The following is a 12,578-nucleotide window of genomic DNA, read 5'->3' on the forward strand; positions in this document are numbered from 1 at the left end:
TGGAACATTTAGGAAGCAGCTGTACAAACACAATAAAAAAGCGATTATAGCCGTAAGACAGGAACTAAATAAACTTTCACTAATATTATGACTGAGTTTATGTATTTATGGGTAGATCATTATTTTGCTCAACTGTCTAGTCACTTTATAATGTAAAAACAAAAAAGTAACAAGAAAGGTTGTTATTATGCCTGATTCCAAAATGGCTATTGATCCTCGGGAGCTAGAAAGTGCTTTTTCGCTTTTTACTGAAGCATCGAATCAGCTTAGCCTTGCTTACGCAGATTTGCAGCAGCAAGTTGTTTCATTAACTGGCCAATTGGAAATTGCCAATGGCAATTTACGCCGGGAGTTGGATGAAAAAGCCGCATTATCTCGACGTTTGTCCTTATTGCTGGAGCAATTGCCTGGCGGCGTGGTCGAATTAAATGAGTACGGTGTGGTGGTGGCATTTAACCCTGCTGCGCACGTTATGATGCAAAGTTTGGAGTTAGGCTGTGTGTGGCATGAATACGTCAGTGCATTTTTATCTCCGGCAAATGTGCCTGACCTGTGGTTGTCGCAATCACCGAAGGGGGAGCGGCGGCTAAGTATTGTTGTAAACGATATGCTCGGTGAGTCTGGGAAAATCATGCTAGTGCACGATATTAGTGATACTTGGGAATTACAGCGTGCATTAACGCAACACAAACGGCTCGCGGCAATGGGAGAAATGGCTGCTGGATTGGCCCACCAATTACGCACACCTTTGGCTACGGCTTTATTGTATTCAACACACCTCACCAAACCTGCATTAAGTGATACTGACCGGCAAAAATTTGGACAAAAAAATTTAGTACGTCTCAGGCATTTGGAGGCATTGATTCAGAATATGCTGAGTTTTGTGCGCGGGCATGACGTGCCGGCCGAGCCTGTTCTTTTGTCCGAGCTATTGCGGGAGGCTCAGCAGCTAATGTCGCCGCAATTACAGGCTTTAGGGATGTGTTGCTTTTTAAATTTGCCTGAAGAATATGAGTGTTTAGTCGTGAATGCGAATCATAAAGAGCTTTTGGGTTGTGTCACCAATCTGATTGATAATGCAAGGCTAGCTTCCAAGTCAGGCGATGTGATTAACATTTATTTATCTGCACAAGAAAACATGGCTGAGCTGAAAGTAGAGGATCATGGCTGTGGCATGTCTTTAGAGGTGCAAGAGCGTTTATTCGAACCCTTTTTTACCACCAGAAAAGAGGGGACAGGGTTAGGGCTTGCTATTGTCAGTAATCTGCTGGCTCGCTTAGGCGGAGAGATTGGCGTAAATTCCAACCTTGGAACCGGCAGTTCGTTTACGATACGGTTGCCAGTTTTGTATTGCCCGACTAAGGTATGAAAGCAAGAGTACTTATTTAGCTTTCTCATATCTTATTTATTTGTTGTAATTTTAAACATGTAACTTTCATGGAATTGAGGTTTGTATGACGCCAACTGTGCAGATTGAAGGGGATGTGGGCCGTGTAGTCCTCTCCGGACAGTTCGATTTCAGCGCCCACCGTGAGTTTCGCCAGGTTTGTGAAACGCTGATTAGTAACCCTGGAATTAAAGAGGTATTGATCGATTTTCAAAATGTGAACTACTTGGACAGTTCCGCCCTAGGCATGCTGTTATTACTTAAGGAAAAAATTGGTGCGGCCAGTAAAAGTTTAGCCCTTGTCAATTGTAGGGATTCGGTCAAGCAGGTGCTAGATATTGCCTGCTTTGGCAAGATTTTCATCATACGTTGAAGCTTGCAATGAAAATTCTGGTTGTTGATGATACTGAATCTGTGCTTTTACTCATCTCTCGTTTTGTAGAGGCATTGGGTCATAAGGCTATTCAGGCTCGCAACGGGCTGGAGGCTCTGGAAATTTGGCGGCTCGAAAGACCAGATTTGGTTTTGATGGATATGATTATGCCCGTCATGACCGGTTTGGAAGCCGCGGTGGCAATCAAGCATGAGGCTCATGAAACATGGGTGCCGATTGTTTTTGTTACTGGTGTGGGTGAAGAAAATAAGTTGGCCGAGGCGATTGAGCAGGGAGCGGATGATTACATCAACAAGCCTGTTAATTTTCGTGTACTGGAAGCTAAATTAAAGGCTTTTAGCCGTACTCTGGAGTTGAACCGAAAAGTTAGAGAACAATCCCTTAAGCTGGCTGATTACTATGATCGTGCAGAAGAAGAAAAACGTGTAGTCAGCCATCTGATGGAGCAGATGGTTAATGCGGAGTTACTTTATGATCCCCAGTTTGAGTACTATTTGTCTCCTGCTGAAAGCCTCTCCGGTGATTTGATTGCAGCCGCCAGAACACCCGGGCAGGCTTTATATTTGATGCTGGCTGATGGTATTGGTCACGGGCTGACCGCTGCGCTTAATGTTTTGCCATTGACTCAGCCTTTTTACACGATGACTGAAAAAGGCTACACCATCTCGGATATTTTGATTGAGATGAATAATAAGGTCAGGCAAGTTTTACCGGTGGGGCGCTTTGTTGCCCTGGTGCTTATTTCGATTGATGAGTCAGCGGGCTGCATTGAAGTATGGAATGGAGGCATGCCTTCTGTACATGTTATGTCTCCTCATGGAGAGGTGAAACATATTTGGAAGTCTTCACACTTGCCACTGGGTATTGTGCCAACAAATGCCATGGATGTGACGACAGACCGTTATTATTTTAATGAGCCAGCAAGTCTTGTTGCTTACTCAGATGGACTGATTGAAGCCAGACATTCGGTAAAAGGGGATTATGGCCTGGGGCGCCTACTTAGGGTGCTGGCGGAAGTGCCCGCTGAGCAGCGCCTGCATCATGCAAAAAGTGATTTGGGGCTCTTTTTAGATGGAGAGGCTCATCACGATGATATTTCCCTTGTGCTGGCTTACTTTGGTGACAGGCCGATAGCGTTGTCTAAGGAGCGGGTGGCTCCGGTAGTGGAAGAGGTTAATGTCTCCACTTTTGCAGCTCTTGGGGGAAGTGCGTGGCGGTATAGTGTTGCTCTTGGTGTGGATGAAATCAGGCATATTAATACTGTTCCTTTCATGATGAATTTTATTGGAGGGGTACGCTCACTTGTGTATAGCCAGTCAGATGTTTTTTTGATTTTGACCGAGTTGTTTGTAAATGCACTTGATCATGGTGTATTAGGTTTGAACTCGGCAATGAAACGTGGTGCGGATGGCATGGAGCAGTATTTGTGCGAACGTGCAAACCGTTTAGAGATGTTAACTGAAGGCCGAATTGAAATTGATTTAACCGGCTTACATCATGAAGGTAAAGATGTTTTAAGAATTAGAGTAAAAGATAGCGGGCCTGGCTTTGATTGGTCCCAGCTTTATATTGGTGATTCCGGGCTGGATCATCAGCAGGCTTTTGGCCGTGGAATTGCATTAGTAAGATCACTCTGCGCCTCTGCGCAATATCATGGCACAGGTAATGAAGTCGTTGCTTATTATATTCCCCGTACTAAAGCCGTATAATTAGTTTTCCCTCTCCTTTATATTTACCTTTCTATAAGTAAAGCCTGCTTTCACTTAGCTGCAATCAATGAAATTGCACGCTGCCTTGTTTTTTATTCTTAATTTATATTTTTTACTTTAAATATCTTTCATTCCCATTTTTTTATTTACAGCCAGGTATGGTTTTGGTTTCAATTTTAGCAAAATAAGCTATCTTTATTAAATGCAGCAGGAGGCATTTTACTATTGATGATATATGTTGAATCTGAGGTTTTTTATGCCTAAAAAATCCATGCTTATTTTAACTTTATTTGCCTTGATTGTAAGTGTGGTGATGTTGGTTATTGCATGGTTTAATGTTTCTTTCTGGCAATTAATTATTTGTGGATTCGTTGCAGCTTGGGGCCCGCTGCTGATTTTAAAATTTACTAAACAGGCTCCTTTAGTCGACAGAGAAGAGAGGTTATTTCAAAATTTTCAGCATATGGGAGATTCACCACAGAAGCAATCAGATATGTGTCTTTTTTCGGCATCACAATTGCAGGTCGCAGATGATGAAATAAAACGTGCAATAGAAATTTTTGCTGATGCCATTCCGGCATTATTAAATGGTTTTGTTCAAATTGCTGATCAATCACGCTTACAAAAAGAAATGGCAGAATCATTGTTTAAACATACCACAGATGAAACTACTATTGGTTTTGAAAGTTTTGTTACAGAAACATCTGAAATTTTAAAGATTTTTGTGGAAAGTATTGTTGCTAATTCTTACACCGCCATGGGCCTGGTGGATCAAATGGAGCAGGTAGGGAAAGTAGTAGAAGAGGTGTTAGGTGTATTAAATGAGATTGAATCAATTGTTCAGCAAACTAATTTACTGGCATTAAATGCTGCAATTGAAGCAGCTAGAGCGGGTGAGGCCGGTCGTGGATTTGCCGTGGTTGCTGATGAAGTTAGATCACTTTCAATGCGCACTAATCACTTTAGCAGGCAAATTCGCGGCAACATCAGGCAAATTTATGATTCAGTAGCTATTGCTGAAAAGGCTATTATGAAATTAGCCTCTCAAGATATGAGTAAATCAATGCAGTCAAAAATGCAAGTGGAAAAAACAATGCTTAGCATTGGTGAAATAAATAAAAATGTTGAATCAGTTGTGAATGAATTAGCTAAAATTGCAGTACAGATTGAAAGTGGTGTTTCTAATGCTGTAAGGGGCTTGCAGTTTCAAGACTTGGTGAATCAAATTTTATTACATGCAAAAGGCCGTGTTGCTGCTCAGTCAGAAATACAGGAGGCACTGGCGTTAATTTATGACTATATTGCAAATCAGAAAAACCAGGCGCGGGCCTGGAATGAAAAAATTGTTGAATTTCAAGAGTTAGAAGAGCGCTCATTCATCCTTGCTGATGCAATGCATAGTAATCCTGTTGCACAGGAAAGCATGAGCACTGGGGGTGTAGATTTATTTTGATGATTAAAAGGTAATAGCTCATTTGTTATATCTGTTTTTGTATGGGTTTTATTTAAAAAGTTGAGTGCTTATTTTTTTAATAAGTGTATGGCTCTTTATATATAGCTGGAGGGGATATGGCTAAAAAGATTCTGACTGTTGATGATTCTGCATCAATTCGGCAAATGGTGGTATTTACTCTAAAAAGTGCAGGTTACGATGTTGTCGAGGCCAGTGATGGAAATTTAGGTGTTCAGCAGGCTAAGAAGACTCAGGTTGACTTAATTTTAACGGATCAGAATATGCCTGGTATGGATGGACTTACGCTAATCAAAACATTGCGTGCGACACCGCAATATAAATCGACCCCCATGCTGATGCTGACAACAGAATCCAGTGATGCAATGAAAATGCAAGGAAAAACGGCAGGAGCAACAGGTTGGCTTGTTAAACCATTTGACCCTCAAAAATTACTGGAAGTGGTACGAAAAGTGATCGGTTAGCTGCAAAACCTAGCTTGCCGTTGAAAGGGGGGGGGGTATGGCAATTGATATGAGCCAGTTTATTGCGGTTTTCTTTGATGAAGCTGCAGAACATCTTGCCACGATGGAATCCATTTTGCTCAAGCTCAGTTTAGATGAGCCGGACAGCGAAGATTTAAATGCTATTTTCCGTGCAGCTCATTCAATTAAAGGTGGAGCTGCCACTTTTGGCTTTACAGATTTAGCAGGGGTAACTCATATATTAGAAAACCTGCTGGATAGAATTCGTAAAAATGAGCTCGGTCTTCGGGCGGATATGATTGATGTGTTTTTGCGTAGCGGTGATGTTTTACAAGATATTTTATCTGCTCACCGTGATGGTAGCACTGCCGATTTAGATGCAGCAAAAGAAATTACCAGCTTGCTTGAAAAATTTGCTAATGAATCTGTTGCTGAAGAGCTACTCGCTGCAAATACAATTAAAAATAGCCATGATGGTCTGCTAATTACGGTTGCTGCCGGTGAGAGCTTTGATCATCAGGCCATTGTTCATGCCTTGGAGAGCTATGGAGAATTATGCTCCAGCATTGAGGGCGGAGCAGAAAATGACTGGGTTTATCAAGTTATAACACAGGCATCGCCGCAAAAAATTACCGATACTTTGGCTTTTGCTATAGAGCACTCAAGAATTCGGATTACCCTGCCACAGGATATGTTGTCGGGAGACAAGCCCAGCGATGGTGAAGGCTATGGTTTTTTTAGTGATGACAAGCCGGTTGTGGCTTCTGCTTCGCAAGATGGAGAAGGCTACGGTTTTTTTACAGATATTGCAGAGAGTGCGCCACCACCTGCCGATATAGAGGCTGATGGAGAGGGTTATGGCTTTTTCGAACCGAGGCCTAAAGTTTTGACGGGAGCAGCTATTTCATCAGCACTTGTGCAAACGATGGAAGTTAAAGTTGAAGAGCTTGAACCGCAAGCGGCAAAATCTAAAGTCACTTCAGGGGCTGTAGCAAAGTCCTTGGCACCGGCAGCAGATACCTCGATTCGGGTGAGTGTAGAGAAAGTTGATCAGCTTTTGAATTTGGTTGGAGAGCTTGTTATTACGCAATCGATGCTGGTGCAGACGGCACTCAATCTTGACCCGGTCATTCATGAAAATATGTTGTCAGGTGTCGGGCAGCTGGAGCGTAATACCAGAGAGTTACAGGAATCGGTTATGTCGATTCGTATGATGCCTATTTCTTTTGTTTTTAGCCGATTCCCACGTTTAGTCAGAGATTTGGCAGGAAAATTAAATAAAAAAATTGAATTAAAGCTGATAGGTGAAAGCACCGAATTAGATAAGGGATTTATTGAAAAATTATCTGATCCATTAACGCATCTAGTCAGAAATAGCCTGGATCATGGAATTGAACTACCTGATGAGCGCATTGCTAAGGGTAAGTCGCCGACAGGTACTTTAACATTAAGAGCATTTCATCAAGGCGGAAATATTGTTATTGAGGTTGCTGATGATGGTGCAGGGTTAAATCGTGAACGTATTTTGGCTAAAGCGCGTGAGCGCGATATTCCGGTCAGTGATTCAATGACAGATAGCGAAGTATGGCTGCTGATTTTTGAAGCGGGCTTTTCTACCGCAGCACAGGTGACAGATGTATCTGGCCGCGGAGTGGGGATGGATGTTGTTCGCCGGAATATTCAATCTATGGGGGGGAGAATTGAAATTAGTTCGATGTATGGAATTGGTTCGACAATGAGTATTCGATTACCACTGACTCTGGCTATTTTAGATGGAATGTCAATTTCTGTTGGTGAAGAAATTTATTTAATTCCCCTTGCTTTTATTATTGAATCTTTGCAGCCAAGACCTGATGAAGTAAAAACCATGGCGGGTAAGGGGCGGGTTATTAATGTGCGTGGCGAATATCTTCCTTTAATTGCATTACATGAAATTTTTAATGTACCACCCAAAGTAACTCAGTTTCATGAAGGATTGGTTATTATATTAGAAGCGGAGGGTGAAAAAGTAGCTATGTTTGTTGATGATTTATTGGGGCAACATCAGGTAGTAGTTAAAAACCTGGAAACAAATTATCGAAAAGTACCAGGGGTTGCGGGTGCCACTATTATGGGAGACGGGCACGTTGCATTTATTCTGGATGTGGCTCAGCTGGTGCATATTAGTCAGGGCCTGACCCGGGCTGTTGCTTAAATATTTCTAATCTCATTTATTTAATAGAGGACTGGAGATGGATAATGGTTTAGATCACCCGGATGCTGCTCGTGAGATTCTGGTTTTTGCATTGGGCAATGAGGAATATGGCATTGATATTCTTAAAGTCCAGGAAATACGCGGGTATGATGCAGTAACAAGTATTGCCAATGTGCCTGCATTTATTAAAGGCGTTATTAATTTGCGCGGTAATATTGTCCCCATTGTTGATTTAAGAATTAAATTTGGCCTTGGTAATATTATGTACGATCATTTCACTGTTGTGATTATTCTTAATGTGGCTAATCGAACCGTGGGTATTGTAGTTGATGGTGTTTCTGATGTTTTAACTTTGGCGGCTAATCACGTTAAACCGGCTCCGGAATTTGGTGCGGTTCTCGATACTGCCTATATACAGGGATTAGGCACTTTAGAGGAGCGCATGATTATCCTCGTTGATATTGAGAAATTAATGACCAGTAGTGATATGTCATTGGTCGATCATGTTGCCGGAACAGTTTAATCGATGATTTAAGGAGAATACCATGTTCAATCTCTTTTCAGACCCCGCTAAAGAAGAAGCTAGTAAAAAACAAGTATTAAGCATGCAGGCTGAATTGCAGGAACTTAAAGCCAGATCTGATGCCATTGAAAAAGCACAGGCGGTTATTGAATTTGATTTAAATGGCAAGATACTAACTGCAAATGAAAATTTTTTAAGCTGTTTGGGTTATCGGTTAAGTGAAATAAAAGATCAGCATCATAGTATGTTTGTTGATCCTGTTCAAAGACAGTCTTCAGAATATATCGCTTTTTGGGATAAATTGAGGCGGGGTGATTTTGATTCAGGAATCTATAAGAGAATTGGTAAAGGAGGAAAAATAGTTTGGATTCAGGCGAGTTACAATCCTGTTTTTGATGCTAATGGTAAACCTTATAAGGTGATTAAATTTTCCTCTGATGTAACAGATGCGGTTAAAAGTGCCAACTTGAAATCAGCGCTGGATGTTGCTTCAACTAATGTAATGATGGCTGATGAAAATTATAATATTATTTACACTAATGCCTCTATGGAAGGAATGTTGAATAAGGCTGAATTAGATATACGTAAAGATTTACCGGCTTTTTCAGCATCTAAAGTATTAGGCAGCAATATTGATATATTCCATAAAAACCCGGCTTTTCAACGTAATACGCTGGTAAATTTAAACTCGGTACATGAAACCCAGCTTGAGTTAGGTGGGAGAACTTTTAATCTTTTAGTGACTCCGGTTTTCTCGGTAGGCAAAGTCAGAGTCGGTACGGTTGTAGAGTGGCAGGATAGAACTGAATCTTTAGCTTTGGCTAATAAGGCGAACCAGTTGGCTGCAAGTAATTCACGAATTAAATCTGCATTAGATAGTGTATCTTCAAATGTGATGATTGCTGATAATGACAGAAATATCATTTATACGAATAAAGCGGTTGTGGATATGCTTTCTATTGCTGAAGCGGATATCCGTAAAGATTTGCCTCAATTCAGTGCAAGGCAGGTTCAGGCTGGCGGGGTAAATGTTGATATTTTCCACAAAAATCCTGCGCATCAAAAAGATATGCTGGCTAATCTGCGCAGCGTATATAAAACACAGATTATTGTAGGTGGACGCACTTTTGGCTTAATTGCTTCCCCTGTGCTGGATGAAGAAAATAACCGTCTAGGTACGGTCGTGGAATGGCAGGATTTGTCTGCTGAATTGCAGGCTAAAGCTGCAGAAGAAAAACGCCAGGAAACAGAGCGTAAAATTAGTGCCGATAATAGTCGAATTAAAGCGGCCTTAGATGGTTGCACTACCAATGTAATGATTGCAAATAATGATCGTGAAATTATTTATATGAATAAATCGGTAAGTCATATGTTAAGCGCGGCGCAAAATGAATTGCGCAAAGTTTTGCCACAATTCGATGTAAGTAAACTGGTGGGCCAGAATGTCGATATTTTCCATAAAAACCCGGCACATCAGCGTGATATGTTGTCAAATTTACGCAGCACTTATACCGCTGAGATTGTGGTGGGAGGGCATATCTTTAAACTGGTTGCAAATCCGGTAAATGATGAGCATGGCGTCCGTCAGGGAACCGTTGTCGAGTGGCTTGACCGCACATTGGAAGTTGCGGTCGAGTCTGAAATTGCTGAAATTGTTGAGGCTGCCGCTATTCACGGCGATTTCTCAAAACGCGCCAAAATGGAAGGTAAAGAGGGCTTTACCCTTAAGCTTTGTGAGGGCATGAATCAATTAATGGCCTCTAATGAAAAAGGTCTGGCGGATGTAGTGCGGGTGCTGGGTGCTTTAGCACGTGGTGATCTTTCTGAAACGATTAATGATGATTACAAAGGCACACTGGGGCAGCTAAAAGACGACTGTAATTTAACGGGTGAGCGCTTATCTGAAATCGTCATGCAAATTAAAGATTCAGTTGGCCTGATTAATACTGCATCGCAAGAAATTGCAGCAGGTAATAATAATCTATCCAGCCGTACTGAGCAGCAAGCCGCCAGCCTTGAGGAAACGGCCTCCAGCATGGAAGAATTAACTGGAACTGTGAAACAAAATGCAGAAAACGCCAGGCAGGCGAACCAGCTTGCCATTGGTGCATCAGATATTGCGGTGAAGGGTGGCGGTGTGGTTGAACAGGTCGTTTCAACTATGTCTGAAATCAATAGCAGCGCCAAGAAGATTGTCGATATTATTTCTGTGATTGATGGTATCGCTTTTCAGACTAATATTCTGGCACTTAATGCCGCCGTTGAAGCGGCACGGGCAGGTGAGCAGGGCCGGGGGTTTGCAGTTGTGGCGAGCGAAGTGCGTAATCTGGCGCAACGCTCTGCCGCTGCTGCAAAGGAAATCAAATCTCTGATTGGTGATTCGGTTGTTAAAGTTGAGTCTGGATCGCGTCTGGTCGATGAGGCCGGGCGGACCATGCAGGAGGTGGTTACTGCAGTACGGCGTGTAACCGATATTATGAGCGAGATTTCTGCAGCCAGTGCTGAACAAAGCTCCGGTATCGAGCAAGTGAACCAGGCCGTGGTGCAAATGGATGAAAATACCCAGCAAAATGCTGCGCTGGTTGAACAGGCAGCAGCAGCAGCAGAAAGCTTGGAAGAGCAAGCAGGCAGTCTTGCTGATGCAATTGCCATCTTCAAAGTGGGGGCTGCTCATCAGCATGCCGGGGGGGGACTAAACAGCTGGCAGCACCTCGTAGCAGTGTACCCGCCGCCAGAGCACCTCATATCAGCCATATCGCAGTGCAAAGATCGGGAAGTACCGGTAAAAAACTATCTAGTCCTACTGCTGATGATGGTGATTGGGAAGAGTTTTAATCAGTTTTTAGCCTAAGAGCCAGATCTGCCAGGTCTGGCTTTGCTTGCCTGTTGCGTCTCGTATTTATTTGAATGAGGCCGTGCTAATGGCGGGCTTGGTATTCCGTGGTAATTAAATGAGTTTGCCAATATGAGTAATGAGCGAGAGCAAGATTTTGTATTTACTGATACAGATTTTCGTCGTGTGGTTAGTATTATTTATGCTCGGGCGGGAATTCGATTGAATGAAAGTAAGCAACCTATGGTTTATAGTCGTTTGGCACGGCGTTTAAGAGCTTTGAATTTAGCAAAATTTAGCGATTATCTGAATTTTCTGGAAGCAGATCCCAAGCATGAAGAATGGCAGCAATTTACTAATTCATTGACAACCAATTTGACTTTTTTTTTTAGAGAAAAGCATCATTTTGAAATGCTTTCAGATCAGTTGCATAAATTGCACGGCCCGGTCCGTATCTGGTGCTCCGCTTCAAGTACCGGTGAAGAGCCTTATTCTCTGGCAATGACTGCGGTAGAAGTATATGGACGTTTTAATTCTGATGTTCAAATTATTGCTTCTGATTTAGATACCCAAGTATTAGCTAAAGCTCAAAATGGTATTTATTCTATGGATAAACTGGATAAGGTTTCTCCGGAAAAATGTAAAATATTTTTTTTAAAAGGTGTTGGAAAAAATGCCGGGCAGGCAAAAGTTAGAAAAGAACTCAGAGCAATGATTGAATTTAAGCAAATTAATTTGCTGGCAAATTCATGGCCGTTAACACCTTATTTTGATACTATTTTTTGTAGAAATGTCATGATTTATTTTGATCAGGCCACTCAGAAAGTGATGCTTGAAAAAATGGGCCGGTTATTAAAGCCTAATGGTTTTTTATATGTAGGGCACTCAGAAAATCTTCATCATATGTCCGAATGGTTTTATTCTTGTGGTAAGACGGTATACCGGCTTACTGATAAAGCCATTCATGAATGGGGATTATCAAAATGAGTAAGGGGTATGAAGAGGTATTGGCGCCGACACTCTATTTTGATAAGAGTTTTGATATTGATGCCGCAAAACTTTTACCAGGTGAATATTATGTTACCGGGAGAAATATGCTCCTGGTTACGGTGTTGGGCTCCTGTGTGGCGGCTTGTATCCGAGATAGAAGAACTGGCATAGGGGGGATGAATCATTTTATGTTGCCGGAAGCGGCTGATGAAGCCACTGCCATGGCCGGTTTGGCAACGCGTTATGGCACTTATGCAATGGAGATGCTCATTAATCAGATTATGAAAATGGGGGGATCTAAAAGCTCACTGGAAGCCAAAGTGTTTGGTGGGGGTAATGTTTTACGCGGGTTTACTGTATCCAATATCGGGCAGAAAAATGTTGATTTTGTCCGCTCATTTTTAGATTTGGAAAGAATTCCCGTGGTCTCAGAAGATTTGCTCGATATTTTTCCCCGGAAAGTTTATTTTTTTCCGCAAACTGGCCGGGTTCTGGTTAAAAAATTAAAGGCTGTGCATAATAATACAATTGTTGAGCGGGAAAAAGATTACAGTTCAAGATTGCAATATGCCAAGCAGGGTGGGGACATTGACCTGTTCTAATTGCGGAAAAT

General features: G+C 42.0%; 10 protein-coding genes. All 10 read left to right on the top strand.

Annotated features, from left to right (window positions below):
• Nucleotides 1-187: 187 nt before the first annotated feature.
• The 10 genes from EJO50_RS03315 to cheD all read left to right on the top strand — a co-directional run bounded on the left by EJO50_RS03315 (nt 188) and on the right by cheD (nt 12,567).
• Nucleotides 188-1,369 (top strand): sensor histidine kinase, encoded by a 1,182-nt coding sequence (locus EJO50_RS03315; protein ID WP_125971576.1) that lies wholly within the window; start codon nt 188-190, stop codon nt 1,367-1,369.
• Nucleotides 1,370-1,454: 85 nt separating this feature from the next.
• The gene (locus tag EJO50_RS03320) at nt 1,455-1,760 is read left to right on the top strand and encodes an STAS domain-containing protein (RefSeq protein ID WP_125971577.1); all 306 of its coding nucleotides are present in this window, start codon (nt 1,455-1,457) and stop codon (nt 1,758-1,760) included.
• Nucleotides 1,761-1,768: 8 nt separating this feature from the next.
• A complete protein-coding gene (locus EJO50_RS03325; RefSeq protein WP_125971579.1) occupies nt 1,769-3,490 on the top strand; it encodes an ATP-binding SpoIIE family protein phosphatase in 1,722 nt (573 codons plus the stop codon).
• 256 nt (nt 3,491-3,746) lie between these two features.
• The gene (locus tag EJO50_RS17860; protein ID WP_308418408.1) at nt 3,747-4,943 is read left to right on the top strand and encodes a methyl-accepting chemotaxis protein; all 1,197 of its coding nucleotides are present in this window, start codon (nt 3,747-3,749) and stop codon (nt 4,941-4,943) included.
• 116 nt (nt 4,944-5,059) lie between these two features.
• Entirely contained in the window at nt 5,060-5,425 is a 366-nt protein-coding gene (locus EJO50_RS03335) for a response regulator (protein WP_125971583.1), read from the top strand.
• A 37-nt stretch (nt 5,426-5,462) separates the two neighbouring features.
• Nucleotides 5,463-7,619 (top strand): chemotaxis protein CheW, encoded by a 2,157-nt coding sequence (locus tag EJO50_RS03340; protein ID WP_125971585.1) that lies wholly within the window; start codon nt 5,463-5,465, stop codon nt 7,617-7,619.
• A gap of 37 nt (nt 7,620-7,656) precedes the next feature.
• Nucleotides 7,657-8,142, top strand: coding sequence for a chemotaxis protein CheW (locus tag EJO50_RS03345; RefSeq protein ID WP_125971586.1), 486 nt, complete (start codon nt 7,657-7,659; stop codon nt 8,140-8,142).
• 22 nt (nt 8,143-8,164) lie between these two features.
• Entirely contained in the window at nt 8,165-10,993 is a 2,829-nt protein-coding gene (locus EJO50_RS17715) for a methyl-accepting chemotaxis protein (RefSeq protein ID WP_206434440.1), read from the top strand.
• Nucleotides 10,994-11,107: 114 nt separating this feature from the next.
• Nucleotides 11,108-11,962 (top strand): CheR family methyltransferase, encoded by an 855-nt coding sequence (locus tag EJO50_RS03355; protein WP_125971588.1) that lies wholly within the window; start codon nt 11,108-11,110, stop codon nt 11,960-11,962.
• The gene (cheD, locus tag EJO50_RS03360; protein WP_125971590.1) at nt 11,959-12,567 is read left to right on the top strand and encodes a chemoreceptor glutamine deamidase CheD; all 609 of its coding nucleotides are present in this window, start codon (nt 11,959-11,961) and stop codon (nt 12,565-12,567) included. Before EJO50_RS03355 ends, cheD begins: the two co-directional genes overlap by 4 nt.
• Nucleotides 12,568-12,578 lie beyond the last annotated feature (11 nt).

This window comes from Iodobacter ciconiae (assembly GCF_003952345.1).
GTDB classification, from domain to species: domain Bacteria; phylum Pseudomonadota; class Gammaproteobacteria; order Burkholderiales; family Chitinibacteraceae; genus Iodobacter; species Iodobacter ciconiae.

Coding starts and splice junctions, on each gene's coding strand:
- EJO50_RS03315 (WP_125971576.1), top strand. CDS start 188: ATGCCTGATTCCAAAATGGCTATTGATCCTCGGGAGCTAGAAAGTGCT.
- EJO50_RS03320 (WP_125971577.1), top strand. CDS start 1,455: ATGACGCCAACTGTGCAGATTGAAGGGGATGTGGGCCGTGTAGTCCTC.
- EJO50_RS03325 (WP_125971579.1), top strand. CDS start 1,769: ATGAAAATTCTGGTTGTTGATGATACTGAATCTGTGCTTTTACTCATC.
- EJO50_RS17860 (WP_308418408.1), top strand. CDS start 3,747: ATGCCTAAAAAATCCATGCTTATTTTAACTTTATTTGCCTTGATTGTA.
- EJO50_RS03335 (WP_125971583.1), top strand. CDS start 5,060: ATGGCTAAAAAGATTCTGACTGTTGATGATTCTGCATCAATTCGGCAA.
- EJO50_RS03340 (WP_125971585.1), top strand. CDS start 5,463: ATGGCAATTGATATGAGCCAGTTTATTGCGGTTTTCTTTGATGAAGCT.
- EJO50_RS03345 (WP_125971586.1), top strand. CDS start 7,657: ATGGATAATGGTTTAGATCACCCGGATGCTGCTCGTGAGATTCTGGTT.
- EJO50_RS17715 (WP_206434440.1), top strand. CDS start 8,165: ATGTTCAATCTCTTTTCAGACCCCGCTAAAGAAGAAGCTAGTAAAAAA.
- EJO50_RS03355 (WP_125971588.1), top strand. CDS start 11,108: ATGAGTAATGAGCGAGAGCAAGATTTTGTATTTACTGATACAGATTTT.
- cheD (WP_125971590.1), top strand. CDS start 11,959: ATGAGTAAGGGGTATGAAGAGGTATTGGCGCCGACACTCTATTTTGAT.